26 protein-coding genes are annotated in these 25,869 nt (G+C 61.6%); 6 read left to right on the top strand and 20 right to left on the bottom strand.

Going from position 1 to position 25,869, the window contains the following annotated elements:
- Positions 1-350 precede the first annotated feature (350 nt).
- The 4 genes from YWU_RS0109885 to YWU_RS0109900 all read right to left on the bottom strand — a co-directional run bounded on the left by YWU_RS0109885 (position 351) and on the right by YWU_RS0109900 (position 5,873).
- Positions 351-1,793 (bottom strand): cobyric acid synthase, encoded by a 1,443-nt coding sequence (locus YWU_RS0109885; protein ID WP_034647670.1) that lies wholly within the window; start codon positions 1,791-1,793, stop codon positions 351-353.
- 2 nt (positions 1,794-1,795) lie between these two features.
- A complete protein-coding gene (gene map, locus YWU_RS0109890; RefSeq protein ID WP_027020339.1) occupies positions 1,796-2,686 on the bottom strand; it encodes a type I methionyl aminopeptidase in 891 nt (296 codons plus the stop codon).
- 34 nt (positions 2,687-2,720) lie between these two features.
- Positions 2,721-4,592 carry a penicillin-binding transpeptidase domain-containing protein gene (locus YWU_RS0109895; RefSeq protein ID WP_084142082.1) on the bottom strand — a complete coding sequence of 624 codons (1,872 nt, stop codon included), beginning with the start codon at positions 4,590-4,592 and terminating at the stop codon, positions 2,721-2,723.
- A 69-nt stretch (positions 4,593-4,661) separates the two neighbouring features.
- Entirely contained in the window at positions 4,662-5,873 is a 1,212-nt protein-coding gene (locus YWU_RS0109900) for a M50 family metallopeptidase (protein ID WP_027020341.1), read from the bottom strand.
- A 136-nt stretch (positions 5,874-6,009) separates the two neighbouring features.
- Here YWU_RS0109900 and YWU_RS0109905 point away from each other — a divergent pair, with 136 nt between their 5' ends.
- Positions 6,010-6,408 (top strand): DUF2631 domain-containing protein, encoded by a 399-nt coding sequence (locus YWU_RS0109905; protein ID WP_027020342.1) that lies wholly within the window; start codon positions 6,010-6,012, stop codon positions 6,406-6,408.
- A gap of 96 nt (positions 6,409-6,504) precedes the next feature.
- On the opposite strand, the gene rlmN is transcribed toward YWU_RS0109905, so the two are convergent.
- Entirely contained in the window at positions 6,505-7,620 is a 1,116-nt protein-coding gene (gene rlmN / locus YWU_RS0109910) for a dual-specificity RNA methyltransferase RlmN (protein ID WP_027020343.1), read from the bottom strand.
- Between the two features lie 80 nt (positions 7,621-7,700).
- Here rlmN and YWU_RS17630 point away from each other — a divergent pair, with 80 nt between their 5' ends.
- Positions 7,701-8,189, top strand: coding sequence for a LapA family protein (locus YWU_RS17630; protein WP_051260254.1), 489 nt, complete (start codon positions 7,701-7,703; stop codon positions 8,187-8,189).
- A gap of 63 nt (positions 8,190-8,252) precedes the next feature.
- Here the strand turns inward: YWU_RS17630 and YWU_RS0109920 are convergent, their stop codons facing one another.
- The 5 genes from YWU_RS0109920 to rpsB all read right to left on the bottom strand — a co-directional run bounded on the left by YWU_RS0109920 (position 8,253) and on the right by rpsB (position 12,585).
- Positions 8,253-9,137, bottom strand: a complete 885-nt coding sequence (locus YWU_RS0109920) for a phosphatidate cytidylyltransferase (protein ID WP_240484112.1) — start codon at positions 9,135-9,137, stop codon at positions 8,253-8,255.
- Positions 9,138-9,220: 83 nt separating this feature from the next.
- On the bottom strand, positions 9,221-9,778 hold the full coding sequence (frr, locus tag YWU_RS0109925) for a ribosome recycling factor (RefSeq protein ID WP_027020345.1): 558 nt from the start codon (positions 9,776-9,778) through the stop codon (positions 9,221-9,223).
- A 180-nt stretch (positions 9,779-9,958) separates the two neighbouring features.
- Positions 9,959-10,645, bottom strand: coding sequence for a UMP kinase (gene pyrH, locus YWU_RS0109930; RefSeq protein WP_240484117.1), 687 nt, complete (start codon positions 10,643-10,645; stop codon positions 9,959-9,961).
- A 235-nt stretch (positions 10,646-10,880) separates the two neighbouring features.
- Positions 10,881-11,708, bottom strand: coding sequence for a translation elongation factor Ts (tsf, locus tag YWU_RS0109935; protein WP_027020347.1), 828 nt, complete (start codon positions 11,706-11,708; stop codon positions 10,881-10,883).
- Between the two features lie 52 nt (positions 11,709-11,760).
- Positions 11,761-12,585, bottom strand: coding sequence for a 30S ribosomal protein S2 (gene rpsB, locus YWU_RS0109940; protein ID WP_027020348.1), 825 nt, complete (start codon positions 12,583-12,585; stop codon positions 11,761-11,763).
- A 358-nt stretch (positions 12,586-12,943) separates the two neighbouring features.
- Between rpsB and YWU_RS0109945 the strand changes: the two genes are divergently transcribed.
- The gene (locus YWU_RS0109945; RefSeq protein ID WP_084142085.1) at positions 12,944-13,453 is read left to right on the top strand and encodes a murein hydrolase activator EnvC family protein; all 510 of its coding nucleotides are present in this window, start codon (positions 12,944-12,946) and stop codon (positions 13,451-13,453) included.
- 7 nt (positions 13,454-13,460) lie between these two features.
- On the opposite strand, the gene YWU_RS0109950 is transcribed toward YWU_RS0109945, so the two are convergent.
- The 7 genes from YWU_RS0109950 to lepB all read right to left on the bottom strand — a co-directional run bounded on the left by YWU_RS0109950 (position 13,461) and on the right by lepB (position 19,565).
- Entirely contained in the window at positions 13,461-14,396 is a 936-nt protein-coding gene (locus tag YWU_RS0109950; RefSeq protein WP_034647672.1) for a tyrosine recombinase XerC, read from the bottom strand.
- A gap of 230 nt (positions 14,397-14,626) precedes the next feature.
- Complete coding sequence (dprA, locus tag YWU_RS0109955) at positions 14,627-15,778, bottom strand: DNA-processing protein DprA (protein WP_027020351.1); 1,152 nt, start codon at positions 15,776-15,778, stop codon at positions 14,627-14,629.
- Positions 15,775-17,286: a YifB family Mg chelatase-like AAA ATPase gene (locus YWU_RS0109960; protein WP_027020352.1), complete on the bottom strand. Its 1,512-nt coding sequence runs from the start codon at positions 17,284-17,286 to the stop codon at positions 15,775-15,777. Before YWU_RS0109960 ends, dprA begins: the two co-directional genes overlap by 4 nt.
- Positions 17,287-17,288: 2 nt before the next feature.
- Positions 17,289-17,660: a YraN family protein gene (locus YWU_RS16290; RefSeq protein WP_051260255.1), complete on the bottom strand. Its 372-nt coding sequence runs from the start codon at positions 17,658-17,660 to the stop codon at positions 17,289-17,291.
- Positions 17,661-17,781: 121 nt separating this feature from the next.
- Positions 17,782-18,087 carry a DUF2469 domain-containing protein gene (locus tag YWU_RS0109970; RefSeq protein ID WP_027020353.1) on the bottom strand — a complete coding sequence of 102 codons (306 nt, stop codon included), beginning with the start codon at positions 18,085-18,087 and terminating at the stop codon, positions 17,782-17,784.
- Positions 18,084-18,749, bottom strand: a complete 666-nt coding sequence (locus YWU_RS0109975; protein WP_034647684.1) for a ribonuclease HII — start codon at positions 18,747-18,749, stop codon at positions 18,084-18,086. The genes YWU_RS0109970 and YWU_RS0109975 overlap by 4 nt, the downstream gene beginning before the upstream one ends.
- A 33-nt stretch (positions 18,750-18,782) precedes the next feature.
- On the bottom strand, positions 18,783-19,565 hold the full coding sequence (gene lepB, locus YWU_RS0109980) for a signal peptidase I (protein WP_034647673.1): 783 nt from the start codon (positions 19,563-19,565) through the stop codon (positions 18,783-18,785).
- Positions 19,566-19,629: 64 nt separating this feature from the next.
- On the opposite strand from lepB, the gene YWU_RS0109985 reads away from it, so the two are divergent.
- Positions 19,630-20,025, top strand: coding sequence for a DoxX family protein (locus tag YWU_RS0109985; protein ID WP_034647674.1), 396 nt, complete (start codon positions 19,630-19,632; stop codon positions 20,023-20,025).
- Between the two features lie 37 nt (positions 20,026-20,062).
- Complete coding sequence (locus tag YWU_RS0109990) at positions 20,063-20,824, top strand: SDR family oxidoreductase (protein WP_027020357.1); 762 nt, start codon at positions 20,063-20,065, stop codon at positions 20,822-20,824.
- Positions 20,825-20,916: 92 nt separating this feature from the next.
- Here YWU_RS0109990 and rplS read toward each other — a convergent pair whose 3' ends face one another.
- On the bottom strand, positions 20,917-21,261 hold the full coding sequence (gene rplS, locus YWU_RS0109995; protein ID WP_027020358.1) for a 50S ribosomal protein L19: 345 nt from the start codon (positions 21,259-21,261) through the stop codon (positions 20,917-20,919).
- 189 nt (positions 21,262-21,450) lie between these two features.
- On the opposite strand from rplS, the gene YWU_RS0110000 reads away from it, so the two are divergent.
- Positions 21,451-22,650: a CynX/NimT family MFS transporter gene (locus YWU_RS0110000; protein WP_027020359.1), complete on the top strand. Its 1,200-nt coding sequence runs from the start codon at positions 21,451-21,453 to the stop codon at positions 22,648-22,650.
- Here YWU_RS0110000 and YWU_RS0110005 read toward each other — a convergent pair.
- Together YWU_RS0110005 and trmD are read right to left on the bottom strand one after the other, a co-directional pair.
- Positions 22,647-24,950: a Tex family protein gene (locus YWU_RS0110005; RefSeq protein ID WP_027020360.1), complete on the bottom strand. Its 2,304-nt coding sequence runs from the start codon at positions 24,948-24,950 to the stop codon at positions 22,647-22,649. The two genes, YWU_RS0110000 and YWU_RS0110005, sit on opposite strands and share 4 nt — an antisense overlap.
- Before the next feature lie 58 nt (positions 24,951-25,008).
- Entirely contained in the window at positions 25,009-25,866 is an 858-nt protein-coding gene (gene trmD, locus YWU_RS0110010; RefSeq protein ID WP_027020361.1) for a tRNA (guanosine(37)-N1)-methyltransferase TrmD, read from the bottom strand.
- Between the last annotated feature and the right edge of the window lie 3 nt (positions 25,867-25,869).

The following is a 25,869-nucleotide window of genomic DNA, read 5'->3' on the forward strand; positions in this document are numbered from 1 at the left end:
CATAGGTGCGCCTGGTCGATGGTGCTGCGGTTGATTGATAGGGAGATGGCAGAGAGGGCGTCGTCGGGGTTTTCGTGGGTGAACCGTGGTGCGTCAGTGGAGAGTGCTGCGGTGAAGGGGCAGTTGGTGTCGGTGGTGTCGAATGGTGCTCGCATGACAAATCAGCCCCCTTTGGTGGCGCTGTGAAGCATGAGTGAACATGGCGTGGTGTTGGTGGGATGCGGTTGGTCTCCCCTGATGATCAACTCGCTAACATGTTCGACCATAATGCATCATTGCAGGTCAAACAAGGGTCAATCTACGAAAAACCGAAAAACTGTGCGGGAACCCGATCTTCATCAATCAGGCACTTATCCAAGCTCGGCGATTCCCGTCGCTTCGACTAACGCAGGCCCAGCCAGATTCGCTTCGAGTGCATCAGCAATCAGGTCGAGTTGCCGGAGGCGTTCCGCACGGAATGAGGTGTCAGGTGAGGTGATGAAGGAGGAGGAGAGGTGGCTGGAGACGTCGTTAAGCAGATCTTTTCGAATGCCATCCACCTCCAGCAGGCCATGCAGATGAGTACCGAACTGCATGCCTTTTCGGGCCCCGTCGAACCAAGGCTCCTCACTATTGCGGGAAATCTGGCCGTTGTGGACCTCGTAGGAGCCGTCCGGATGAGCCTTAACGGTCTTCGGCTCCTCAAAAGCGATATCCGTGTCGAAGATCCGCAGTCCGTGCGTCGAGGAATGGCTCTCAACAGGGTCATCAATAGCCGAGCACATCATCTGGAATCCACCACAAATGCCAAGGGTCGGACGGTTTCGCTCAGCGCGGGCCCTCAGAGCATCGGCGAGGCCGCGCTCCCGGAGCCATGCCAGATCAGCGACAGTCGATTTGGATCCGGGAATCACGACGAGGTCAGCGGTCCGGACGCTCGCAGGGTCGTCGACCCAGTGCACGTTCACACCGGGCTCAACGGCAAGAGCCTCGACATCCGTCGCATTCGACACGCGAGGCAGTCGGATAGCGGCAACGGGCAAAACATCCTCACCAAGAGGAGCCGTTGCAGGCCCCACTCTCCCACCGGTGACAGTGCTGAGGGAGTCCTCGGCATCAACCCAGAGGCCGTCGAGATGCGGCACGACGCCAAGCACTGGCACGCCCGTATGTTCAGTGACGACATCGAGACCAGGAAGCAGCAGATCAACTGACCCGCGGAACTTGTTGACGATGAATCCAGAAAGCCGGGCGCGGTCCGCCTCCGCCATGATCGCGTGAGTGCCCACGAAGTGAGCGAGGACTCCCCCCCGATCGATATCCCCGACCACAAGAACGGGCAGATCTGCCATATCGGCGAGGCCCATGTTCGCAATGTCAGAGGTGCGGAGATTGACCTCGGCGGGGCTGCCGGCGCCTTCGCAGAGGACGACGTCGTAACGCGATCGAAGGTCAGCCAGCGTCTCTGCAACGACAGAACGCAATGCTTTACGACGGCTCCGATACGAGGACGCCGAAACCTTCCCATCGACCTTACCTCGGACGACGACCTGACTCGTATGGTCAGCCTCAGGCTTTAACAGCACCGGATTGAAATCGACGGAAGGCTCCAGCCCACACGCGAGGGCCTGAAGTGCCTGGGCGCGGCCGATCTCGCCACCATCAGCAGTGACGGCGCTGTTGTTGGACATGTTCTGCGCCTTGAACGGCGCGACGCTCACCCCACGCCGCGAAAGTAGTCGGCACAGGCCTGCCGTCAGAACCGACTTACCTGCATCAGAGGTACAGCCGGCAATAAGGACGGCGTCTCCCATGGTCAGCGCTCGGCAGGGTCGACTTCGCCGGTGGTCGGCTGAGTCAGGATCTCGTAGCCGGTGTCGGTGACGAGAATGGTGTGCTCGAACTGTGCAGTCCAGCGTCCATCCTTGTTCTGGACGGTCCAGTCGTTGTTCCAAATGGTGTAGTCGAGGGCACCGAGGTTGATCATCGGCTCGACGGTGAGGGTCATGCCTGGCTCGAGGACCGTGTTCTGGGAGGGCTCGTCGTAGTGCAGGACGATGAGACCATTGTGGAAGGTCGTGCCAACGCCGTGCCCAGTGAAATCACGGACGACGTTGTAGCCGAAACGCTTCGCATAGGACTCGATGACACGGCCGATGACGTTGATTTCACGACCCGGCTTGATGGCCTTAATGCCGCGCATCATTGCCGTGTACGTGCGCTCAACCAGAAGACGGTTCTCCTCAGAGACCTCACCGGCATAGAAGGTTGCGTTGGTGTCGCCGTGGACACCGTTCTTGTAGGCGGTGACGTCGACGTTGACGATGTCACCTTCCTCAATCACCTGGGTGTCCGGGATGCCGTGGCAGACGATCTCATTGAGGGACACGCAGCAGGACTTCGGGAAGCCGCGGTAGCCAAGGGTGGACGGATATGCGCCGTGAGCCACCAGGTAATCGTGGACCACCTTGTCCACATCATCAGTGGTGGCGCCAGGCACGCACGCCTCGCCAGCGGCCTGCAGTGCGTCCGCGGCGATACGTGACGCCTCGCGCATGGCATCGACGACGTCCGGGGTCTGGATGATCGGCTCACCCACGCCCTCCTGAACATCGTCCTTCCATGCATACTCCGGCCGCGGGATGTCCGCGGGAACGGTGCGGACTGCGGTCGGCTTCTGTTCAGTCAGGGGTGCACGCGTAGTCATGTCGGACATGCTACTCCGGGGGTTTCCGGGAAAATCAGTCACCGTCCACCTCGCTAAGGAAGCGGTCCGTCATGTTCACTGCATGCTCGGAGCCGCCGCCTTCGACGATCAACGTCGCGAATGCGATGTCGTCTCGATAACCGATGAACCACGAGTGGGAGCCTCCACCGGTCTCAGCTTCGCCGGTCTTGCCGTGGACTTCTCCCCTGCTATTCAAGACCCCGGCCGTTCCATTGGTGACGACTGCACGCATCATGTCGCGCAGGTAACCAAGGGTGGGCTCGGGGATCGGTTCAGCTGAACGGGAGGCGTAGGTGCCAGCCTGTGGGACCAACGTCGGCGTTGGGGTACTGCCGTTGGCGACTGTTGCTGCGACCAGTGCCATCCCGAACGGGCTCGCCAGGTCCATGCCCTGGCCGTAGCCCGCGTCGGTGCGCTCGGAGGAATCCTCATTGGCGTCGACGGATCCGGTCACCGTCAGAAGTCCTGAAATGTCGTAGTCAGTACCGATGCCAAAGCGGGCGGCCTCATCCTGAAGTTCACCAGGGTCAAGGTGATAGGAAATATCACCGAAGGTGGTATTGCAGGATCGGGCGAATGCGTCCCGGAGCGGTATGTCGCCGGCTCCGGAGCCGTTGTAGTTGGTGACCCTGCGGTCGCCAATTTCCATGGTGCCCGGGCACGGCACGATCGAGTCGGGGTTTAGTCCTTGTCGGTCTATTCCCGCTGCGGAGGTGACGACCTTGAAGGTTGACCCCGGCGGGAATTGACCTGACAATGCAAGGTCTCCTCGCCGGTCCGCCTCCGCTGTCTGTGCCACCGCAAGGATCTCGCCGGTGGAGGGGCGGATCGCGACGATCATTGCCTCCTCTTCAGGCCGCGTGTTCACGGCATTTTGGGCTGCCCGCTGAATCCGGGTATCGACGCTAGCTCGAATCGCAGGCTCAGTCTTCGGATCTTCCCGGTAGAGAGTCGAGACTGTCGCTCCGTCTGCGGTGACTGCGTTGACCTGCCAACCGTCGACGCCTCCCGACGCATCCCCGGTCACCTGCTCAATTCGACTCATCAGGTCTGGGGCCAAAGAAGGGTCCGTACGAACCATCGCAGCCTCATCATTGACCGACACTCCAGGGATGCTTCGGAGCTCATCGAGGATGACCGGCGGAGTGGACTGCTCGAGGACAATCACTGAGTAAGAGCCTGCCCCGCCGGAGGCTGCGTCGGCGGCGCGTTGGCCGTCGATACGCGGTTCTTCCTCCCCAGCAACTTCGCGGAAGCCGTCGTTGACAGCGTCTGCAACCTGCCGGACGGTGTGACTGACCGAGTCCACCGAGTCACGGTCCACGACAACGCGATAGACCTCCCCCGGCACCAACAGTGCTCCGCCATCAGAGCCAACAACTGACGTGCGCGATGAAGGAACCACGCTTACCGACGGAAACTGATTCGACCCCAGCTGTGGGTGCAACGCTGAAGGAGCCCACCGTACTTTCCACCCGCTGTCGAGTCGAAGCATCGTGACCTGAGTTTCGTAGGACCACTCCCGCTCACCTGGGAGGAACCAATCCATCTCGACGTCGATGCGACTGCGGTCTTCGCCTCCCCCATCGGAGCCAATGACCTGCGACTCCAAGCCGTTCGGATCGAGTCCCTCCAATGCGTCCTGCAGATCAGGTTCTGCCTTCGAGGGGTTGTCCGTGTACTCGGCGGCGGCCTCAGCGTCATTTTCAGCCAGTGCCCCGAGGAACTGCTCCAATACGTCCTGGCCTGCATCTCCACGCGGTGTACACGCGAAAAGCACACTCGCCGCTAACACTGAGGACAGCACCAGCGAGATGGTCCGCGGGCCACGCCGGCTCGATCGGATCCATCGGCGGAATGTGCCATCGCTTCCCGTAACGGTCATGTTTGGAGAATCTATCGCCGTGAGACGTAGACCACCGGCAGGCGCGCCGGACGCGGTGGCGGGCGGGCGTTACCTGAACAGAATGATCGGATTAACCACGTCGGCGACGATCAGAATTCCACCGAACAGCATCAGGGCTGCGGTAAATGCCAGCGAGACGGGCATCAGCTTGCGGTAGTCCGCAGGCCCGCCGGGCTGCTTACCGAACAGCTTCCGAATCGCGTCGCGAACCTTCTCGTAGAGCACCACTGCGATGTGTCCACCGTCCAGCGGGACCAGCGGGAGCAAGTTGAAGAACGCAAGGAAGAAGTTCAGGTTCGCCAGCAGCAGTACGAACGCCTGCCACATGTCGTTGTCAACGAATTCACCACCGACGCGGGTGGCACCGACGACACTCATCGGCGACTCCGGGTCACGATCTGCGCCGCCAATGGAGGCGACCACACCGGGAACCTTCTCCGGCACCGAAAGGAGTCCATGCCAGACGGCGTCAAACATCTGCCCGGTGAATACGAAGGCGGCCGGCACAGCAGTGACCGCGTTGTACTGAATGTTCTCCGCCGCTGGCTGCCCGACGCTCACGCCCACAGCTGTCACCGTTGTAGTCGTTCCATCTTCGGCCACTCGCTCAGCCTCTTCCGGAACAACAGTGACCTCTATGCGCTCGCCATCGCGCTCAATGGTGATGGGAAACCCTTCGGTGCCTGCGCCCTGGATCATCCCGGGCACACGGTTGTAATCGCCCACGGGCTGTCCATCGATCTCGAGGATGACATCGCCCTCTTGGATCCCAGCTTCAGCGGCGGGGCCTCCCCCAACACACTCTGCCGAGACGCACGAGGTCTGCAACACCTGCGGAGTCGGGTCCGGCTCATGGTTAAGGTCCGGCAGACCCCACGCCACCGCACTGATGTAAATGAGGAAGATGCCCATCAGGACGTTGACAATCACGCCACCGGAGAGCACCACGATGCGCTTCCACCATGTCTGGCGGTACATCGCGTAGGGCTCTTCTTCCGGAGTCACCTCATCAGCGGCAGCCATGCCAGCGATGTCGCAGAAGCCACCAAGTGGGACAGCCTTCAGCCCGTACTCGGTCTCATGGCCACCGCCACCGCTGTGCATCCTTTTCTTAGACCACACCGTTGGACCGAATCCCACGAAGAAGCGCCGGACCCGCATGCCGAACATGCGTGCCGCGGTCATGTGGCCCCACTCATGGACCGCGATGGTGATGGCGATGCCGAGTGCGAACAGAACTACCCCGAGGAAAAATGACACCGCACTAGTGTAGCGGTGTCATGCTGAAGGAAGAACCTCCCCACAGGTGGGGTAAAGTGCTCCCTTGAATACTCAAGAACTGCTGAGAGTGTGCCAAAATACCCATAACAGGTATGTGGCGAAGAGGAGGAATACCGTGGGACATGCTGAACCGAAAGAAGAGTATTACAACGGTGTGAGCACGCTTGACGTGCCGAACGCCGCGTGGGGCTGGAGCGGACAATCCAAGCGATCCATGCTGATCGCCGGTTGGGTCACCGTCGCATTCCTCATCGGCATGCTGTGGGGCAACCACGAAGGCAATGTCGAGAACATCTGGCTGATCGTTCTCGCCGCCATCATGGCCATCGGCCTCCTCGGCTACCAGTTCGCTCCGAAGGGCAAGCAGGTCACCACCGTGACCGCTCGCAACAAGCCGCTCGGCCACATCGAACCGCAGTGGTCCCGCGACCAGCTCGAGTTCACCGGCGCTTACGCCAAGCTTGATGACTCCGAGGCTCGCGCCTGGAACCGAATCATCGAAGAGTCCAAGTAGCCGCAGCACTTCAGCACTAAACCCGCCCCGGAAATATCCGGGGCGGGTTTTTCGTGTGGAGTTGAGGTCCGTGCGGTGGACGTCGGGAAGCGAGTCCTACTCTTCACCCTCAGCAGCAAGCTGACCGCAAGCGGCGGCGATCTCGTCGCCGCGGGTGTCACGAACGGTGCAAGGAACGCCCTGCGCCTGAACACGACGGACAAACTCGTCCTGACGCTCCTTGGGGGCCGCATCCCACTCCGAACCCGGAGTTGGGTTCAACGGGATGACATTGACATGCACGCGGGAACCAAGAGCCTTGTGGAGCTTCTTACCGAGCAAGTCGGCACGCCAGTCCTGATCGTTCTTGTCCCGAATAAGCGCGTACTCGATCGAGACGCGACGGCCGGACTTGTCAGCGTAGTAACGAGCCGCATCGAGAACCTCAGCAACGGACCAACGGTTGTTCACCGGCACGAGGGTGTCGCGGAGTTCATCATCCGGGGTGTGAAGGGACACCGCCAACGTCACGGACAGTTCCTCATCCGCAAGCTTGCGGATCGCAGGAGCCAGACCCACGGTGGAGACGACCACATTGCGCTGAGAGATACCGAAGCCGTTCGGCACCGGCTCGGTGATTCGACGCACCGCCGCAACGACGCGCTTGTAGTTAGCCAGCGGCTCGCCCATACCCATGAACACGATGTTCGACAGACGGCCGGGACCGCCTGGAAGGACACCATCGCGCATAGCCACAGCCGCGTCGCGGACCTGGTCAATGATCTCTGCAGTGCTCAAGTTGCGCTGCAGACCACCCTGACCAGTGGCACAGAAGGGGCAGGCCATACCGCAGCCGGCCTGTGAGGAGATACACAACGTCGCGCGATCTGAGTAGCGCATCAGGACCGACTCAATGAGAGTGCCGTCATTGGCCTTCCACAGCGTCTTGCGAGTGTCACCATTGTCGGTCATCACATTGCGAACCGAGCTGAGCAGCGGAGGGAACAATGCCTCCTGGACCTTCTCCCGGGCAGCAGCCGGCAGGTCCGTCATCGTCAGTGCGTCGGACTCGAGGCGTCCGTAGTAGTGCCGGGCGATCTGGTCAGCGCGAAACGCCGGAAGGCCCAGCTCCTTCACTGCGGCTTTACGGCCGTCAGAGTCGAGGTCCGCCAGGTGGGTGGCAGGCAGACCGCGTTTCGGGGCTTTGAAAACGAGGGGGAGGCTCTTAGTCATGATTGCCCCATCATCGCACAAATGGCCAGGTGACTCCTAAGACTGTGACGCAGGATTGATTTCTAATGTCTAATTGAGGCATGAGCACTCCGACGCCTCCGAACGATCCGCGTCTCGACGGTGACATCGTCGACGACTCCCTGACCGACCCCACTTCGCCCTCCAACGTGCCTGCCACGGTTCCGGAACCGGATGCGGCCGTCAGCTCGACGGAGAATGTCCCCGCTCCGAAAAGTGAGGCCGACCAAGAAAAGCTTCGCCGCCAGCTGAAGGCTCAGGACAAAAAGGTCAGCAGCTCCATCGCTACCGGCGCCTGGGCCGCGATCATCGTCGGTGCCATCGCCTTGATCGTGCTGCTGGTCTTCATCGTGCAGAACCAACAGCCCGTGCAGCTGGTCTTTTTCAATCTGTCCTGGGAGTTCCCCATTGGAGTCGGGATGCTTCTCGCCGCCATCCTCGGTGCATTGCTCATGGCCTGCATTGCACTGATCCGCATGTTCCAACTCCGATTCCAGGTCAGCCGTCAACGCCGCCTAGTGAAGAAGCAGGAGAAACTGCACAAGCACTAAGGACAGTCACACAACTACAAAGAACCCCGGCCAATTGGCCGGGGTTCTCTTCATGGTGTGCACTCAGACGAGCACGAGCAGCATCCAGGACACCGTCGCCGCCGGGAGCATCCCGTCGAGACGATCCATCAGTCCGCCGTGCGCCGGGATGAGGTTGGACATGTCCTTCACACCGAGGTCGCGCTTGAACTGACTCTCAATGAGATCACCAAGCGTCGCAGCGAGGACCATGCTGATACCGAAAGCGATACCGAACCACAGGGGGCGGTCGATGAGGAACAGCGCGGCACAGATACCGGCGGTGATGCCCAGGATCATCGAGCCGGCGAATCCCTCCCAGGACTTTTTCGGGCTAATCGCCGGAGCCATGGGATGGCGACCGAAGAACACTCCGGCGGCATATCCGCCGACGTCGCTGGCGACCACACACATCATGAACGAGATGATGTAGAGCCTCGGATCTACCCCGCTGTCGATCTCCAAGGTGGACAACATCGCACCAAACGACAATGTCGTGGGAATCCATGCTGCGATGAACACACCGACGGACGCATCGCGAAGCCAGTCGTTCGGACCAACGGCCGCTCCATTGTTGAACAACCGGGTAACGAGAACGGCGAAGACCGTAACGATAAGTCCGAGCACCAGCCCCAGAACTCCGAAAGCCCACGGCAACCAGATGATCAGCTGTCCACCGACCATCAACGGGATGGTGGGGACCAGCCAGTCCTTCTCCCTCAGTCGACGAGTAACTTCCCAGGTCGCCATCGCGGCAACGACGGCCAGCAATGGGTACCAAAGCCACGGCCCCATAAAGACCGCAAACAGAGCCAGCGCAGCCAGTGCGATACCGACAGTGATGGCGACCGGCACGTTCCGGCCCGCGGAGTTGCGAGGCTTCGGAATACGCGACTCCTCGCGAGGGCGCTCACTTTTCTGAGGTGACACGTCGGTTGGCCCTTTCGACTACTGGACTCGGGGTGACTTCGAAGGATTCACGAAATAGAACTCGGAGAGGTCAGGCGCAGCGCCTAAACCTCCATGAGCTCCTTTTCCTTGCGCTCGACAACTGCATCGATCTTCTCGACGTAGTTCTTGGTCACACCGTCCAGCTGCTTCTCGGCGTCCTTGACCTCGTCCTCGCCTGCGTCGCCATCCTTCTGGATTTTCTTCAGGCCGTCCATGCCCTTGCGGCGGAGGTTACGGATAGCGATCTTGCCGTCCTCGCCCTTGCTTTTGGCCAGCTTGACCATTTCCCGACGACGCTCTTCAGTCATCTGAGGGATCGTCACGCGCAGCACGTGGCCGTCATTGGTCGGGTTCACGCCCAGGTCCGAGTTGCGGATCGCGTTTTCGATGTCGTTCATTGAGCTCGCATCATGCGGCTTGATAAGCAGCATGCGCGGCTCCGGAACGGTGATGCTGGCCAGCTGAGTGACCGGAGTGGGGGCACCGTAGTAGTCGACGAGGACACCGCTGAACATTGCCGGGTTAGCCCGACCGGTACGGATGGTGGTCAGCTCCTCGCGGGTGTGCTCCACGGTGCTGTCCATCTTCTCTTCTACGTCAACAAGGATGTCGTCGATCATTGGCGCCTCTTTCGGGTCCGAAGTCCTGGTACGTCCGGCCTGTGAGGCCAGCGTGGGTGATCGGGCGGTACCTGGGATACCGCCACACGGAAGTAAAATCTACCAGCTCGCGCGATGGCTTTGTCGCTGACTCGACTCACCGCGCACCCCGGCCGGCAATCGGGGTGGAATTGTTCTCGGCTAGGCGGAGACGAGCGTTCCGATGCTCTCGCCGGCAACTGCACGGGCGATGTTTCCGTCGGTAAGCATGTTGAAGACGAGGATGGGCATCTCGTTGTCCATGCACAGGGAGAACGCGGTGGCATCGGCGACCTTCAGGCCCTTCTCGATGCACTCGCGGTGAGTGATCTCCGCGAACAGTTCAGCATCCGGGTTGGTGCGCGGATCTGCACTGTAGACCCCGTCCACGCCCTTAGCCATCAGCAGCACGTCGCACTCAATCTCCAGTGCACGCTGTGCGGCAGTGGTGTCGGTGGAGAAGTACGGCATACCCATGCCAGCACCGAAAATGACGACGCGGCCCTTCTCCAGATGACGCTCCGCACGCAGCGGCAGGTACGGCTCTGCGACCTGGGTCATCTGGATGGCAGTCTGTACGCGGGTGTCAATGCCCTGCTTCTCCAGGAAGTCCTGCAGAGCCAGGCAGTTCATTACGGTGCCGAGCATGCCCATGTAATCCGAGCGGGCGCGGTCCATGCCGCGCTGCTGCAGCTGTGCGCCTCGGAAGAAATTGCCTCCACCGATGACCACGGCGACCTCGGTACCGGAGCGGCTGATCTCCGCGATCTGACGGGCAACGTTCTCGACCACGTTCGGGTCGACGCCGACGGCTCCGCCGCCAAACATCTCGCCACCGAGTTTCAGCATGACTCGCTTGAATCCTGCACGCTCTGAACTGTCTACCGGGCTCACGGGGTTCTCCTTCTGACGACGGAAGCAAATGCTCTAATGATCTCGGCCCGCGTCCACCGGCTCCGGTTCGGACGTGGCGACGGGCCCCGGACAAACTTACCCGCACACGGTGGTCTTATGAACTCACATGACGAAACCGCGGCTCCCGTCTATGACGGGAACCGCGGTTCAGTGTGGATCGGTTGGGGAACTAGCCCTGGCCGACCTCGAAGCGTGCGAAGCTGGTCAGGGTGACGCCAGCGTCATCCATGACCTGCTTGACGGTCTTCTTGGAGTCGGAGACAGACGGCTGCTCGACGAGGACAACGTCCTTGTAGAAGCCACCGAGGCGACCTTCGACGATCTTCGGGAGTGCAGCCTCCGGCTTGCCCTCCTCGCGGGAGATCTTCTCGAAGACAGCGCGCTCAGCGTCGACACGCTCAGCCGGGACGTCTTCCTTGGTGAGGTACTGAGCCTTCAGCGCAGCGATCTGCATTGCAGCAGAGCGTGCGGCCTCAGCGGCGTCGTCGCCCTCACCGGAGTAAGCGACGAGCACGCCGACACCGGCGGGCAGGTCGGCTGCACGGCGGTGCAGGTAGACAGCGACGTTGTCGCCCTCGAGGGTGACAGCGCGGGAGAGCTCGAGCTTCTCACCGATCTTGGCGGAGAGATCCTTGGTGACCTCTTCGGCAGACTTGCCGTCGATGACCACGGCGTTGAGCTCATCGCGGGAGTTCGCGCCGGCTGCTGCGGCTGCTTCTGCGATGGTGTTCGCGAAGTCGATGAACTCCTGGTTCTTAGCCACGAAGTCGGTCTCAGAGTTGACCTCGACCATGGTGGAACCGGAAACTGCGACCAGGCCCTCGGCGGCGGTGCGCTCAGCGCGCTTTCCGACGTCCTTGGCGCCCTTGATGCGCAGGGTCTCGACAGCCTTGTCGAAGTCGCCCTCAGCGTCGACCAATGCGTCCTTGCAAGCCTTCATGCCGGAGCCGGTGAGCTCGCGGAGCTTCTTGACATCGGCAGCGGTGAAATTCGCCATGTGTGGCTATTCTCCTTGTTTTCGTTGAGTTAACTTGGTCCGGAAACGGAGACTACTCCGCGGCCGGAGCCTCTGCCTGCTCAGCTGCGGGAGCCTCGGCCGGGACGTCGCCCTCGACTGCGGTCTCGATCTCAGCTGCGACCTCTGCGTCTCCTGCAGCCTCGCGGGATGCGGCCAGCTCGCGCTCAGCGCGGGCGGCACGACCGGCATCGACGGCGGTGGAGATGATGCGGGTCAGGATGTTCGAGGAGCGGATGGCGTCGTCGTTGCCCGGGATCGGGAAGTCGACGTCGTCCGGGTCGCAGTTGGTGTCCAGGACAGCAACAACCGGGAGACCGAGCTTCTTAGCCTCGGCGATCGCGATGTGCTCCTTGTTGGTGTCGATGATCCACAGTGCGGAGGGGATCTTGGACATGTCGCGGATACCGCCCAGGGTGCGCTCCAGCTTGGTGCGCTCACGGGTCAGCATGAGGATTTCCTTCTTGTTGCGACCTTCGTAGCCGCCCTCAGCGGCTTCCATGGCCTGAAGTTCCTTCATGCGGGTAAGGCGCTTGCTGACGGTCTGGAAGTTGGTGAGCATGCCGCCGAGCCAACGGTGGTTGACGTAGGGCATGCCGACGCGGTCAGCCTCGACCTGGACAGCTTCCTGGGCCTGCTTCTTGGTGCCGACGAACAGGATGTTGCCGCCGTGAGCGACGGTCTCCTTGACGAACTCGTAAGCCTCGTCGATGTAGGTCAGGGTCTGCTGCAGGTCAATGATGTAGATGCCGTTGCGCTCGGTGAAGATGAAACGACGCATCTTCGGGTTCCAACGACGGGTCTGGTGTCCGAAGTGGACGCCTGCGTCGAGCAACTCGCGCATGGAGACAACTGCCATAGTGTGTCAGGGAAGTCCTCACGTCCGACACCGTCTCTTACGGCGCCGCGGCTGCTCCCCTTCCTCGCTTTCTCTAGAAGTGGTTGTGCTTGTGCAGGTTCTCCCTGCACCCTGGCGCACCGTCGTTCGTCAACGACCCCTTGCGGGGCACCGCGTTGACGTGCGGATAAGCATGTGTGGTGCGCGCGAAGTCAGTCGGCTGGACGGATCCAGCCGTACTGCGCAGACAACCTTAGCGCCCCACCCCCTATTTTCGCTATTCGGGGCATGTTTCCACGGTCCAGGGTCTCTCCACATCTCACCGGCGTCGACGCGTCCGCACGCACCGCGACTGTGCGCCGTGACGTGAGATCTCTTTATGAAGCGCTTCCCGACGTCCCCATCTCCATCCCTCCCCGCCCCTCACGAGACCATCATCCTGCTGTTGATCGTCTTTTCTGGGTTGATGTCCGCGATGCCACACGCACAGGCACAGGCACCTCATGTGCGGCCGGTACCAGGCCACGTGATCAAGGCATATGACCCTCCCGAGCAAAACTGGCTCCCAGGACACCGCGGAGTGGACTTGGCGGCCGGTGCCGGCACTCCGGTGCGCTCATCCAGCCCAGGAACCGTTCACTTCGCCGGCTCCGTTGCAGGCACGCCCACCGTGTCTGTTCGTCATGACGGCGGATTTCGGACGACGTATCAGCCAGTTCGTCCCTCCGTTGAGGCTGGCTGGGAGGTCGGCCGAGGTGAGGTGATCGGCGAGCTCGCTGATGACTCTCATCCGGGCCTGCACTGGGGCGCTCTGCGAGGACAATCGGACTACTTCAATCCGTTGGACCTTCTGGGGCGACGCCCAATCGTCCTCAAACCAGTGAAGTGAGCTGAGGTTAGGATCTCGGGTGCGCCCTGTTGTGCACCTCGCGGAGGCGGTCGACCGACACGTGGGTGTAGATCTGCGTTGTCCCCATCGAACTGTGCCCAAGTAAGTCTTGCACCACTCGTAGATCCGCGCCCCCTTCGACCAGGTGTGTCGCGGAGGAATGGCGTAGCCCGTGCGGGGACAGGTTCACACCGGCGACCTCAGTGGCGCGATGTACGACGCGGCGGACTTGGCGCGCGTCGATGCGCCGCCCCCTAGCGCCAAGAAATAGTGCGTCGCCTGATTCAACAGTCGACCACACCTGCCGCACATCGAGCCACCGCTGCACCGCTTCTTTGGCGGGCTTCCCAAACGGCACGATCCGTTCCTTATCCCCTTTGCCGGTGACACGAATCGTAAGCCGACTCATGTCGACGTCAGTCACAGACAGTCCGCATATTTCACCTACACGTACCGCGGTGGCATAGAGCAGTTCGATGATCGCGGAGTCCCTGACCGCTACTGGATCCACCTCTCCTTTGACGCCAAGTTTCTCCCACTCGTCCACGGCAGCGGCGGTGAGGGGAGCAAGAGCTTCGCGGACTTGCTCTGCCGTCATGATGTCCGGGAGCTCCCTGGTCGGGGTTGGCGCTGCGAGTTTCACCGCTGGGTCAACCTCGAGGAGACCGGCATCGGTCGCCCACGAACAGAATCTGCGAATGGAAGTTGCGGCCCTAGCCATAGACGAACGGGCGATTCCCGAGGAATGACGCTCGGCGAGATAGGTACGGATCACCTGGAGATCAAGTGCCTTCACTGTGCTGACTCGTGCCAATAACGGGGTGAGATCTGCACGGTACGCCTTCGCTGTCCTTTCAGACAGTCCACGAGCATAAAGGAGATGATCGAGGAAATCGCCGAGTATCGCGTCCATCTGCGCTGACAGTTCGGGTTCTTCTGACATAAGACCATTATCCAGGAATGACGGAGGGCGGCGGCGTCGGATCCGGAATTTCTTCCAGACCGCCCGACGCCACCGCCCGTGCCTCACCCATGATGCAATGCCTACCCCGCAGGGACGATCGAACTGGGGCCAGCCCACCCCGTTACTGTTCGCTCTTAGGCTTGCCTGGCCTATTCTACATAGCGACAATGAGTAAGCAAGTCCTAATTAAAATTTTTCCAGAGATACTTTCAGGCGTCGCCTTGGCCTGCGCGAATCCACCGTGAGCCGTCCCTTGCCACCAGTCCTTGTTCGGTCAGTGCCCCTAGCAGATGCACCGCCAGCGCCAGAGTGGTGCCGGCTTCCTCGGCTATCTCCGTGGCAGATGCGCTTCCCTGGGCCGGTACCGAATCATAAAGTCGAAGTTCGTTCCTGGAGAGCTTTTGCACAGGGTCAGCCGCCCAGGCCAGCTCCAGCTGCTCCTCATCGTCTGCCTGACCAATTCCGCGGGCTAGTGCCAGCACGTCATCGGGGCAGGTCACCAGCACGGCTCCGCCTTCCCTGATGGCGGCATGGCAGCCGGTGGACGACGCCGAGGTGACCGGCCCCGGCACAGCTCCAATCGGGCGGTTCATGTGGTTGGCCCATCCAATGGTGTTGCGCGCACCAGATCGCCAACCGGCCTCCATGATCACCGTCGCCGAGGTCATCCCCGCGACAAGCCGGTTCCGAGTGAGGAAGCGGTGGCGAGCCGGCCGAGTTCCCGGCGGGTATTCGCTCACCACAGCCCCGCCCTGCTCGGCGATGCGAGTGAACAGTGACTGATTACGCGTCGGGTACCACTCCCCCGCACCGGATGCCATGAACACCACCGTGTGACCTTCCGATTCCACTGCGGCACGGTGCGCCGCGGTGTCAATCCCCAATGCGCCACCGGAGACGATCGTCATGCCTGCCTTGGCGAGGCCCGCGCAGAACCTGGCCGTCATTCTCAATCCGTAGTCGGTAGCAGCGCGGGTGCCCACGACCGCAGTAGAATCTGCCAATAGCCTTGGCAATTGCCCTCCCCGGATCCACAATGACCTCGGCGCAGCTGCCTCCCCGCCCGGCGCGGTGGAACAGTAGAAAGGTTCGATGCTTTCGGTGGGCCACTCTGCGTCTTCGGCGGTGACGAGTCGGAAGCCGTGGGCCGCGGCAGAATCGAGGTCCTCCTGCGCCAGGTCAGATTCGTACCGGGATTCACTGGCACGAAGAAGGCGAACTGGAAGCGTGGAGTCGCGGCGGCGGACCCGGTCTGCGGTCTCCTCGGGACCGTATTTTCCTAGTGTGATGTTCAGGTCTGGGTTGGGGCCTTCGACCACGCGAGATAGGTATGCCCAGGCGAGTCGGTTTGGGTCAGTCATGATTTCTCCGATCTGTTGTGCAGTGAGATGGCCTCGTCGACTTCTCCAAGTCCGGGTTGGTCTTTTCCTGCAAGGTCTGCGAGTGTCCAGGCGACGCGAAGGGTTCGGTCGACGCCGCGTTGGGTGATCTCACCGCGGCACAGTCGGTCGTTCATCCAGTACATCCCTTCGTCGTCGGCAGGGGCGTGGCGTCGGAGGACCGGTCCTGGAATGGCTGCGGTGTGGGTGCAGTAGCCCAGCGCATTCCAACGCTGCGCAGCCCGGTCTCGTGCAGAACCAGTGCGATCGCGGATGACCGCGGAGGATTCAGGGGCAGAGGAGGCAGTCAGCATTGCCCCTGGTGTGGGGTCGAGTTCGACTCGCAAGTCGACGCGGTCGAGCAATGGACCGGAGACGACTGATAGATGTCGGTGTCGTTCAGGTGCTGTGCAGACGCACTTGGCTGCTTCCTCAGCGCCGCAGCGGCAGGGATTAGCGGCAAGAACTAGTTGGCAGGCTGCAGGGAAAACCACTCGGCGTCGGTCCCGGTAGAGGACGACCTCACCGTTGTCGAGGACGACCCGAAGGCCGTCGAGAACTCGTCCGCTCATTAAGGACACTTCGTCGATGAAGAGAATCCCTCGATGTGCCAGGCTCACCGCCCCTGGTCGGGGAATGCCAGAGCCTCCGCCAAGCAGGGCCGCCGCGGTGACAGTGTGGTGGGGAGCGACGAAAGGAGGATGCTCGACAATGCGGGATTCTCCTCCAACCGAGCGCACTGCTGTTGCGGCCAGCCGGTCGCGTTCCCCCAACGGCGGCAAAATCCCCGGTAGCCGGGAGGCAAGCATTGTCTTGCCGGTGCCCGGTGGTCCGACGAGAAACAGGTGATGCCCACCGGCAGCGGCTACTTCAAGGGCCCGACGGGCTGTGGATTGGCCTCGGACGTCGGCCATGTCGGGAACCTCAGCGGGCGGTTCTGGTTCCCGAAAACCCGGCCGAGTCAGCGGGGTGCCGACTGAGATCCACTCCCAGAGCTCCGCCAACGACGACACACACAGAATCTCGATGCCACCGACCAATGCCGCCTCTGGCCCATTGTCCCGTGGCACGACGACAGTCCCGATTCCTGCGTCTTTGGCTGCAACGACAGCAGGCAGCACGCCCGGGACTGATCGGACCGAACCGTCCAGGCCCAGCTCTCCGAGAAGCACCACCTGGTCCAGCAGTTCTTGACCTGACGGATACTCCGAATGCGCCAGCAACACTGCACTGACGATGGCTAGATCGAAAGCGGAGCCGTGTTTGCGAAGCGATGCTGGTGACATTGAGACGACGATCTTCGTCTTCGGCCACCCCAGCCCGGCATTTACTGCCGCAGTGCGGACTCGTTCGCGGGCCTCTGACACTGCTGTATCGCCCAGGCCACCAATTCGCATACCTGGCAAACCCCGGCCTACGTCTGCCTCGACCTGAACTAGGTGCCCGGTGACACCTTCCAATGCCATGGACAGCGCTCGTGCGACGGTCACTGTTAGTCCACCTCACACAGGGTGAGCCGGTGTGGGCGCTCATGGACGTCAACTTCGGCCACGAAGAATCTAATGGCCGTGAACTTCTCGTCCCCAGCTGCCAGCCAGCAGGTGGCGGCTCGCCGCATGCGATGGATCTTTCCTGCTCCCACAGCTTCGGCGCCGTGCCCGAATCGAGCGCCGGAGCGACTTTTTACCTCAACGACCAATAGCTCAGATCCGCGATCGGCAAGAATGTCGATCTCGTCTGACCCGATATGGATATTCCTCTCGAGGATCCGCGCGCCCACCGATTCCAAGTAGTCGGCAGCTAATGCCTCCCCGTACCTCGCGAGCTCCGTTCGCTGTGAGTTCTTTGCTGTCGCTTCGCCCATGTTCACTTCCCCTAGTCCGATGTGGAGGGTTCCTGGGTTGAGAATGGACGTCGGGAAGCAAAAAAATCCGCCGTCCCACGGCGGGGACGGCGGTACCGGTGGATAAATTCCGGAGTGTGGATTAGTCCGGCAGGCGCAGGTCCTGCGTGTCGAGCTCCTCGATATTCACGTCCTTGAACGTGATCACTCTGACAAATCGAACAAAGCGCGCGGAACGGTACATGTCCCACACCCACGCGTCCGACATCCGCAGTTCGAAGTAGACCTCTCCCCCGGTGTTGTGCGGGATCAGCTCCACGGCGTTTGCCAGATAGAAACGACGCTCTGTCTCCACCACGTAGGAGAACTGGCTAATGACGTCCCGGTACTCGCTGTACAGGGACAGCTCGACCTCAGCCTCGTATCTGTCCAGGTCCTCTGTACTCATCGAGCTTCCTCCATGTCCGGTCCGTACTGCTGTAAGTGCTGTCGTTCAGCTTCTGCGACATTCGCGTAACTGAACCTATGTTCCAAGCTAGGCCCGAGCCGCACCATGGATTCCATGTGCGACGCCGTTCCGTAGCCCTTGTGCGCGGCGAATCCGTATCCGGGATGCTCCGCGTCAAGTGCCACCATAATGTGATCCCGCGCCACTTTAGCGAGGACACTCGCAGCCGCGATGCACCGCGCCGCCGCGTCACCTCCAATCACGGGCAAATGCGGTGCCCGTAACCCCTCGATCCGCCAGGCATCGGTGAGGACGTAACCAGGTGCGGTTCCCAGTTTCTCCACTGCACGGCGCATGCCTGAGAGGTTCGCAGTGCCGACGCCTTCCCGGTCTATGTCCTGGGCGGAAATACTGACGACGGACCAGTCAATAGCCACTTTTTTGATCACTGGGTAGAGGCGCTCGCGCGCTGCCGGGGTCAGTTTCTTCGAGTCGGTTAGTCCACGAAGTTCCGGGATCACCCGGTCCGGGAGCATGCATGCGGCGACGACCATTGGGCCGGCGCAAGCCCCGCGGCCGGCTTCGTCCACTCCAGCTACAGGTCCAAGTCCACGTTTGCTCAACGCGACTTCGAACATGCGGTCCTGCGCCAGTTTCCTCAGGCGGGGTGTCGGCAGCTCGATGAGGCTCACGGGCTAATTAGCCTGGATGTCCGGGTTATCAATGCTGCTGATGCGATTGAACGGCAGGATGATGTTCGTGGCGAATCCGACCACGTCATCCACCGGAACGGTGCCCTGGTACTCATCGCCGATGTGGTAGCGAGAGTCCAGCGAGTTGGTGCGGTTGTCGCCCATGACCCAGATGTTGTCCTCCGGCACCGTTATCGGACCAAAGTACGGACCGCCGCAGGCCTCGGAACCTGTCGAGGGGTCAACGAGATGGTCCGGTGGGCTCTGGATGTAGGACTGGTCCAGCATCTGGCCATCCACCATGATCCCCGGATCGCCCTCACGGCACTGAATGGTCTGGCCGCCGGTAGCCATGACTCGCTTAACCATCGTGTTCTCGTCCGGAGCGACAACGCCGATCCAGGAACCAACAGTCTGGAGACTATTAACAACCGGATTCTGGGACCGGTTAGTGATGTACGAGCCATCCCAGGACTCAGGTGCGACGAAGACGACAACATCTCCTGCATCCGGATCGCGGAAGTTAGTGGAGATCTTGTTCACCCAGATCCGGTCACCGGTGCAGTCGGCACAACCATGCAACGTCGGCTCCATCGACTCAGACGGGATCAAGTAGACGCGTCCAATAAAGGTCTGCAGGCCAATACTCAGCAAAAGCGCGATCGCGATGATGATCGGAATCTCGATGTACCAGGGAGTGTTCCGCTCTCCCTTTCCACTGCCTCCAGTCCAACGACCAGAGTCGTCTTCCTGGGAGCCACCGTCAGCGCGCGCATGCTTACTCATGATCCGCGATACTACCCCGAACAATTCCCTTCGATCACGCTCATCGCGGCGTAGTGTCCGTTTCATGAAGATTTCCCCGAAGCTCCTGAACAACTCCCTGGTCGGTCTACTCGCCGGCGCTGGCACGTTGCACCTGATCCCGCAAACCGCGAAGAACTTCGACGCTCTCGTCCCGAAGCAGCTCCCGGGCACCCAGCGGGCCTGGACAATTGGCTCAGGCGTGCTCGAGCTCACCACCGCCGGGCTTCTCGCGGTGCCGAAGACTCGGGCCGTCGGCGCTGCCGCAGCAGCGGCGCTCTTCGTGGGCGTGTTCCCGGGCAACGTGAAGATGGCATGGGACTGGCGCAAGAAATCCGTTCCCCTCCAGACCATCGCCTACGGACGACTGCCGGTGCAGATCCCCCTAGTGTGGGCTGCCCTGAAGGTTCGTGAAGCGGAGCTGCAAAAGTCTGACCGATAACGGTCCCCGCTGCTGCGCCGGTGGCTACCCTTTCGCCATGGGAAACTTCAGCACGCTGATCACCGGCGCTAGTTCCGGCCTCGGGGCGGAACTGGCTCGCCAGTCCGCCGACCTCGGCCATGACCTTGCACTATGTGCCCGCCGCACTGAACGGCTTGAGGCACTGGCGAACGAGATTGAGGCTGCCAATCCGGCTGTAACTGTCCGTGTCTACTCCCTCGACGTCACCGACGACGACGCGGTGCGCGAGGTCTTCCGCCAGGCCGACACCGATTTCGGCGGACTTGATCGCATCGTGGTCAATGCCGGCATGGGTAAGGGTCGGCCGCTCGGCTCTGGAAGCCCAGAAGCCAACCGCCAAACAGCCGTGACCAATGTGCTCGGTGCGCTGTCGCAAACTGAGGCGGCGATGGAAATCTTCCGCGCTGCGAACTCCGGCCATCTTGTCCTGGTGTCATCTGTCAGCGCGATCCGTGGAAACCGCAAGGCGGTCACCACTTACGGTGCAACGAAGGCATTCGTGGCGAACCTCGGCGAAGGCCTCCAGGCGGACCTGATGGCCGCAGGAGTGCCAATCGACGTGACCGTGCTACTGCCGGGATACATCGAATCCGAACTGACCAAGACAAAGGATGGCAAGCGCCCTCCCCTGATGGTCGACACCACAACTGGCGTCCGATCGATGTTGTCAGCGATGGAGGCTCGAAAGCGCAAGGCGCTAGTCCCAGCCAAGCCGTGGCTATTCATTGGCGCCTTTCTGAAAGTCGCGCCGCTGCGACTGGTCTCCAAGATGACGTAGCACGATCTCGATACTGCTAGAGATAGAGAAAGGCCCTGAACTGAAAGAAAGCAGTTCAGGGCCTAACCCGTGATCCTCGAAATACGAGAGAGTTACGGGCGGTACTCCTTGATGCGGGCAGCCTTGCCGCGTACCTCGCGCAGGTAGTACAGCTTCGCGCGACGGACATCACCACGGAACTTGACGTCGACCTTGTCGATGTTCGGGGAGTGAACCGGGAAGGTACGCTCAACGCCGATACCGAAGGAGATCTTGCGGACGGTGAAAGTCTCGCGGATGCCGCCGCCCTGGCGACGGATGACGACGCCCTTGAAGACCTGAACGCGCTCGTTCTTGCCCTCGACGATCTTGACGTGAACCTCGACGGTGTCACCGGCGCGGAACGCGGGAATGTCGGAGCGCAGCGATGCGGCGTCGACCTTATCCAGAATGTTCATGGAGTTACTTCCTTCTGCTGTGCATGGACAGAGGACCCTGGCGGCGCTTTCCCTCGTGGGACGCTCGACCGGTTCGTGCCCGAAACATGTGAAGCCGCCACGCGAGATAAACCCGCGTAGACAACCCGACTAGTGTGTCACAGGTTGCAGGTCACGACAAAATTCTTAGATAGGAGCGGATCCACGACGATGACTGTCCGTACGAGCACCGGGTCATCGGTTGCACTGGTCCTCACGGGACTAATTCTGGTCGCGGCAAACCTCCGCACTGCGCTCACCTCCGTTGGACCCGTGGTCCCGGCGCTGAGCCAAGACCTCGGGCTCTCCTCATTCGCGACATCCGCGCTCATCAGCCTTCCACTATTTGCCTTCGCCGTGATTTCTCCCCTGGCTCCCCGGATTTCGGTCAGGCTCGGCCTTGAGCGGACTCTGACATTGGGTCTGGTAGTTCTTGCCGCGGGCCTGATCATTCGGTCGACCCCGCCGCAGGCTCTGCTGTGGGTCGGCACCGCGCTGATCGGCATCGCCATCGCGGTTCTGAACGTGCTGTTGCCGGCCCTGGTGAAGAGGGACTTCCCGGAGAGGATCGGGCAGATCACCGGAATCTACTCCGCGGTACAGGCCTCATTTGCGGCACTGGCAGCTGGCATCGCGGTACCTGTCGCAGGTCTCACGGACCTCGGCTGGCGGTTGTCGCTGGGACTGTGGGCAGGCCTTGCGCTCATCGCCTTGGGAGTGATGCTCCCGCTGCTGCGCAATCGGCGCCGAATAGACCTCACCGCCGAGACTGTCACGCTTCCCGGCGGGCCGGTACGCGGACAATCCCCGTGGAAGAGCATGATCGGCTGGCAGGTCAGCGCATTCATGGGTCTGCAGTCGACCGTCTATTTCGTGGTAATCACCTGGCTGCCGTCGATCGAGGCAGCCGCCGGCATCAGCGAAACTGCAGCCGGTGCACATCAGTCGATGTTCAATGCCTCCGCGATTATCGGAAGCCTGGTGTGCTCAGCACTGATCGCCAAGCTCGGCGACCAGCGGATCCTCGGCACTGCCCTGCCGATCCTGCTCTTGTTCAGCACCGCCGGAGTGATGATCGCACCGCACTGGGCAGCGCTGTGGGCCAGCCTGATCGGCGTCGGTTGTGGTGGCGCAATCGTGCTCGCCCTGTCATTCATTGGCCTGCGCTCGCGTAACCACTCACAGGCCGCCGCGCTGTCCGGCATGACGCAGAGCGTCGGCTACCTGCTCGCGGCACTTGGCCCGATCGCTATCGGCTCCGTCTTCGACATCACCGGAAGTTGGAACTCGGCGTTGGCGATCCTCATCGTCGCCGAGATCATCCTTATCGGAGTCGGCTACCTCGCTGGCCGCGACCGAACTCTGGGCTAGAAACCGGCGCGCTTTAGCGCATCGGCCATCGAACCGCCGCCGCCCTGCTGCGACTTCTGGTTCTTCTGGCCCTTCCGAGGAGACTGCGATCGCGGAGCCTGCTGAGCCTTCTGCTGTCGCGGCTTCTTCTCCGAGGCGCGGTTGGGTTTGTCGGAGCCCGGGGCGTCGTTAAGCCTGAGGGAGAGACCGATGCGCTTGCGTTCGACGTCCACCTCCATGACCTTCACCTTCACTACCTGGCCGGACGAGACAACCTCATGGGGGTCAGCGACAAACGAGTCGCTCATCGCGGACACGTGCACAAGACCGTCCTGATGCACCCCGACGTCCACAAATGCACCGAACGCCGCAACATTCGTGACCGTGCCCTCCAAGACCATGCCGGGGGAAAGATCAGAGATCTTCTCGATACCAGCGGCGAACTCAGCGGTGCGGAACTCCGGACGGGGATCGCGGCCGGGCTTGTCCAGCTCGGCAAGGATGTCTCGGACCGTCGGGAGACCAATGCCTGATGCCTCGTCGACGAAGTCCTTTGCCTGCAGACCCGCGAGAAGCCGGGAGTTGCCGATGAGATCCTTCACCTGCACACCCGCAGCGGCAGCCATCTTGTCGACTACAGCGTAGGCCTCTGGGTGCACTGCGGAGCCGTCGAGAGCATTCTTCGAATCACGGACACGAAGGAAGCCTGCGCACTGCTCATACGCCTTGGGGCCCAGACGCGGAACCTTCAGCAACTCCTTGCGGGAAGCAAAGGCTCCGTTCTCATCTCGGTAGGAAACGATGTTCTTCGCAATGGTCGAGGATACTCCTGCGACACGGTCGAGCAGCGGCGCCGAGGCCGTGTTCAGTTCAACACCGACCGCGTTCACCGCGTCCTCGACAACGGCATCCAGAGAGCGGGAGAGCTTCGTCTGCGAAACATCGTGCTGATACTGGCCGACTCCGATGGACTTCGGATCGATCTTCACCAGTTCCGCAAGAGGATCCTGCAGACGACGGCCGATGGACACGGCTCCACGCAAAGACACGTCCATGTCCGGGAACTCCTGAGCCGCCAACTCAGATGCCGAATAGACAGAGGCACCGGCCTCGGAGACAGTCACCGGTGTCGGACATGCGCCACCGGCAGTCACGATGAGGTCGGAAACTTCCTTCGCCAGCTTCTCGGTTTCGCGCGAAGCGGTGCCGTTGCCGACGGCGATGAGTTCCACACCATGTGTTGCGACGAGCTGCGCCAGCACATCCCGGGAGCCATCCCACCGGTTCTGCGGCTGGTGTGGGTAGATGATCGAGGTGTCCAGGACCTTGCCCGTGGCATCGACGACGGCGCACTTCACACCATTGCGGTAGCCCGGATCCAGCGCGAGGGTGGCGCGCTGACCAGCAGGAGCCGCCAGCAACAGGTCCTTAAGGTTGCGGGCGAAGACGTCCACAGCCTGCTCATCCGCAGACTCCTTCAGCCTGGTTCGTGCGTCCAGTGCAGCAGAGACCTCAAGCTTGGTGCGCCATCCAAAGTGCAGAGCCTGATCAATCCAGGAAGATGCAGGCAGGTCAAAACGGTCGCGGATCATCTGCTTGTAGACCGCGTCCTCGCCGGAGTCGATGTTCAGGCTCAAAATGCCCTCGGCCTCACCGCGCAGGACCGCAAGCACGCGGTGCCCCGGCATCTTCGACAGCGGTTCGGAGTACTCGAAGTAATCCCGGTACTTCGCACCCGCGTTTTCCTTTCCCTCAACCACGGTCGATGCGGCTGCGCCGTCTTTCCACACGGTCTCGCGAACCTCACCGAGAAGGTCAGCGTCGGTTGCGAAACGGTCGATAAGGATCGCCCGAGCGCCGGCCAGCGCAGCCTTGGGGTCATCGAAGCCCTCGGTGACGAAAGCCTCGGCGAGTGCGGCCGGATCAGCCTCAGGGCTATCGAGAAGCTTCCCGACGAGCTCCTCCAGCCCAGCTTCCCTCGCAATATCTGCCTTGGTGCGACGCTTCTTCTTGTAGGGCAGATACAGATCCTCAAGACGCGCCTTGGTGTCGCACCCAAGAATCAGAGCCCGCAGGTCGTCCGTGAGCTTGCCCTGCTCGTCAATGGCCTCCAGGATCGCTGTCTTGCGATCCTCCAACTCGCGCAGATACGTGGTCCGCTCCTCGATGGCGCGCAACTGCGTGTCGTCCAGTCCGCCGGTCACTTCCTTGCGGTAGCGGGCGATGAACGGCACAGTGTTGCCGTCATCGAGCAGCTTCACGGCGGCCTCGACATGGGCCTCCGGGACGTTGAGTTCTCTGGCAATCGTGGAACTGATCATTGCCGCAACATTAGTCGGGCGCCGGACACGGTCGGCGCGAGCCCGGATGAAGCAGCGCCTAACCCTCCGGGCTTTCGCCCTCATCGAGCGCCTTGCGGTCGCGCTTGGTGAGGGAGACGTCGTCAAGCAATTCGGGACGCCGCGCTGCGGTACGCAGCAACGACTGGTCACGCCGCCACCTATCAACCTTCGCGTGGTTTCCAGAGAGCAGCACCGGCGGCACCTCCAAGCCCCGCCATTCCCGCGGTTTGGTGTAGCTCGGGCCCTCAAGGAGCCCGTCAGAGAAACTGTCTTCTTCGTGGCTGCGCTTGTTGCCAAGCACCCCAGGAATCAACCGGACTACGGCTTCGGCGATGACAAGCACTGCAACTTCGCCACCGATCAGGACGTAGTCGCCGATGGAGACCTCTTCGACGCGGTAACGATTTTCCGCGTCCTCAACGACCCGCTGATCGATCCCTTCGTAGCGACCGCACGCAAAGGCGATGCGCTCCTCGTGCGACCAGCGCTGCGCCATCTCCTGAGTGAATGGCTTTCCAGCGGGCGTAGGAACGATCAAAAGAGGTCGCTTATCGACGTCCCCTTCCCCATACGAGGACCCCACATCCGCTCCGGAATTCTCGTCGTGGCGAGCCTGCCCAGAATGGGCAACGGCGCTGGCGGCCGATTCGGTGTCAGCGGGACCGGTGATGGCCGCGACATCATCCAATGCCGGACCCCACACGTCCGGCTTCATGACCATGCCAGGGCCTCCGCCATACGGGGAATCGTCGACGGCCTGATGCACGCCCGTTGCCCACTGGCGCAGATCATGGACATGCACCGAGAGCCTGCCCTGCTCGATGGCCTTGCCAAGCAGCGCATGGCGCAGCGGATCGAGATATTCCGGGAAGATAGTGACTACGTCAAGGCGCATGAC

It is taken from the genome of Corynebacterium sputi DSM 45148, from assembly GCF_000427865.1.
GTDB classification, from domain to species: Bacteria; Actinomycetota; Actinomycetes; order Mycobacteriales; family Mycobacteriaceae; genus Corynebacterium; species Corynebacterium sputi.

Excerpts from the sequence above, each read along its gene's own strand:
- tsf (WP_027020347.1), bottom strand. The coding sequence starts at position 11,708 with ATGGCGAATTTCACCGCTGCCGATGTCAAGAAGCTCCGCGAGCTCACC.
- frr (WP_027020345.1), bottom strand. The coding sequence starts at position 9,778 with ATGATCGACGACATCCTTGTTGACGTAGAAGAGAAGATGGACAGCACC.
- YWU_RS0109895 (WP_084142082.1), bottom strand. The coding sequence starts at position 4,592 with ATGACCGTTACGGGAAGCGATGGCACATTCCGCCGATGGATCCGATCG.
- YWU_RS0110005 (WP_027020360.1), bottom strand. The coding sequence starts at position 24,950 with ATGATCAGTTCCACGATTGCCAGAGAACTCAACGTCCCGGAGGCCCAT.
- YWU_RS16290 (WP_051260255.1), bottom strand. The coding sequence starts at position 17,660 with ATGGGCGAAGCGACAGCAAAGAACTCACAGCGAACGGAGCTCGCGAGG.
- dprA (WP_027020351.1), bottom strand. The coding sequence starts at position 15,778 with ATGACTGACCCAAACCGACTCGCCTGGGCATACCTATCTCGCGTGGTC.
- YWU_RS0109950 (WP_034647672.1), bottom strand. The coding sequence starts at position 14,396 with ATGTCAGAAGAACCCGAACTGTCAGCGCAGATGGACGCGATACTCGGC.
- YWU_RS0109970 (WP_027020353.1), bottom strand. The coding sequence starts at position 18,087 with ATGAGTACAGAGGACCTGGACAGATACGAGGCTGAGGTCGAGCTGTCC.
- YWU_RS0109885 (WP_034647670.1), bottom strand. The coding sequence starts at position 1,793 with ATGGGAGACGCCGTCCTTATTGCCGGCTGTACCTCTGATGCAGGTAAG.
- map (WP_027020339.1), bottom strand. The coding sequence starts at position 2,686 with ATGACTACGCGTGCACCCCTGACTGAACAGAAGCCGACCGCAGTCCGC.
- trmD (WP_027020361.1), bottom strand. The coding sequence starts at position 25,866 with ATGCGCCTTGACGTAGTCACTATCTTCCCGGAATATCTCGATCCGCTG.
- YWU_RS17630 (WP_051260254.1), top strand. The coding sequence starts at position 7,701 with ATGAGCACTCCGACGCCTCCGAACGATCCGCGTCTCGACGGTGACATC.
- pyrH (WP_240484117.1), bottom strand. The coding sequence starts at position 10,645 with ATGCTGAAACTCGGTGGCGAGATGTTTGGCGGCGGAGCCGTCGGCGTC.
- YWU_RS0109990 (WP_027020357.1), top strand. The coding sequence starts at position 20,063 with ATGGGAAACTTCAGCACGCTGATCACCGGCGCTAGTTCCGGCCTCGGG.
- rpsB (WP_027020348.1), bottom strand. The coding sequence starts at position 12,585 with ATGGCAGTTGTCTCCATGCGCGAGTTGCTCGACGCAGGCGTCCACTTC.
- lepB (WP_034647673.1), bottom strand. The coding sequence starts at position 19,565 with ATGAGTAAGCATGCGCGCGCTGACGGTGGCTCCCAGGAAGACGACTCT.
- rlmN (WP_027020343.1), bottom strand. The coding sequence starts at position 7,620 with ATGACTAAGAGCCTCCCCCTCGTTTTCAAAGCCCCGAAACGCGGTCTG.
- rplS (WP_027020358.1), bottom strand. The coding sequence starts at position 21,261 with ATGAACATTCTGGATAAGGTCGACGCCGCATCGCTGCGCTCCGACATT.
- YWU_RS0110000 (WP_027020359.1), top strand. The coding sequence starts at position 21,451 with ATGACTGTCCGTACGAGCACCGGGTCATCGGTTGCACTGGTCCTCACG.
- YWU_RS0109945 (WP_084142085.1), top strand. The coding sequence starts at position 12,944 with ATGAAGCGCTTCCCGACGTCCCCATCTCCATCCCTCCCCGCCCCTCAC.
- YWU_RS0109985 (WP_034647674.1), top strand. The coding sequence starts at position 19,630 with ATGAAGATTTCCCCGAAGCTCCTGAACAACTCCCTGGTCGGTCTACTC.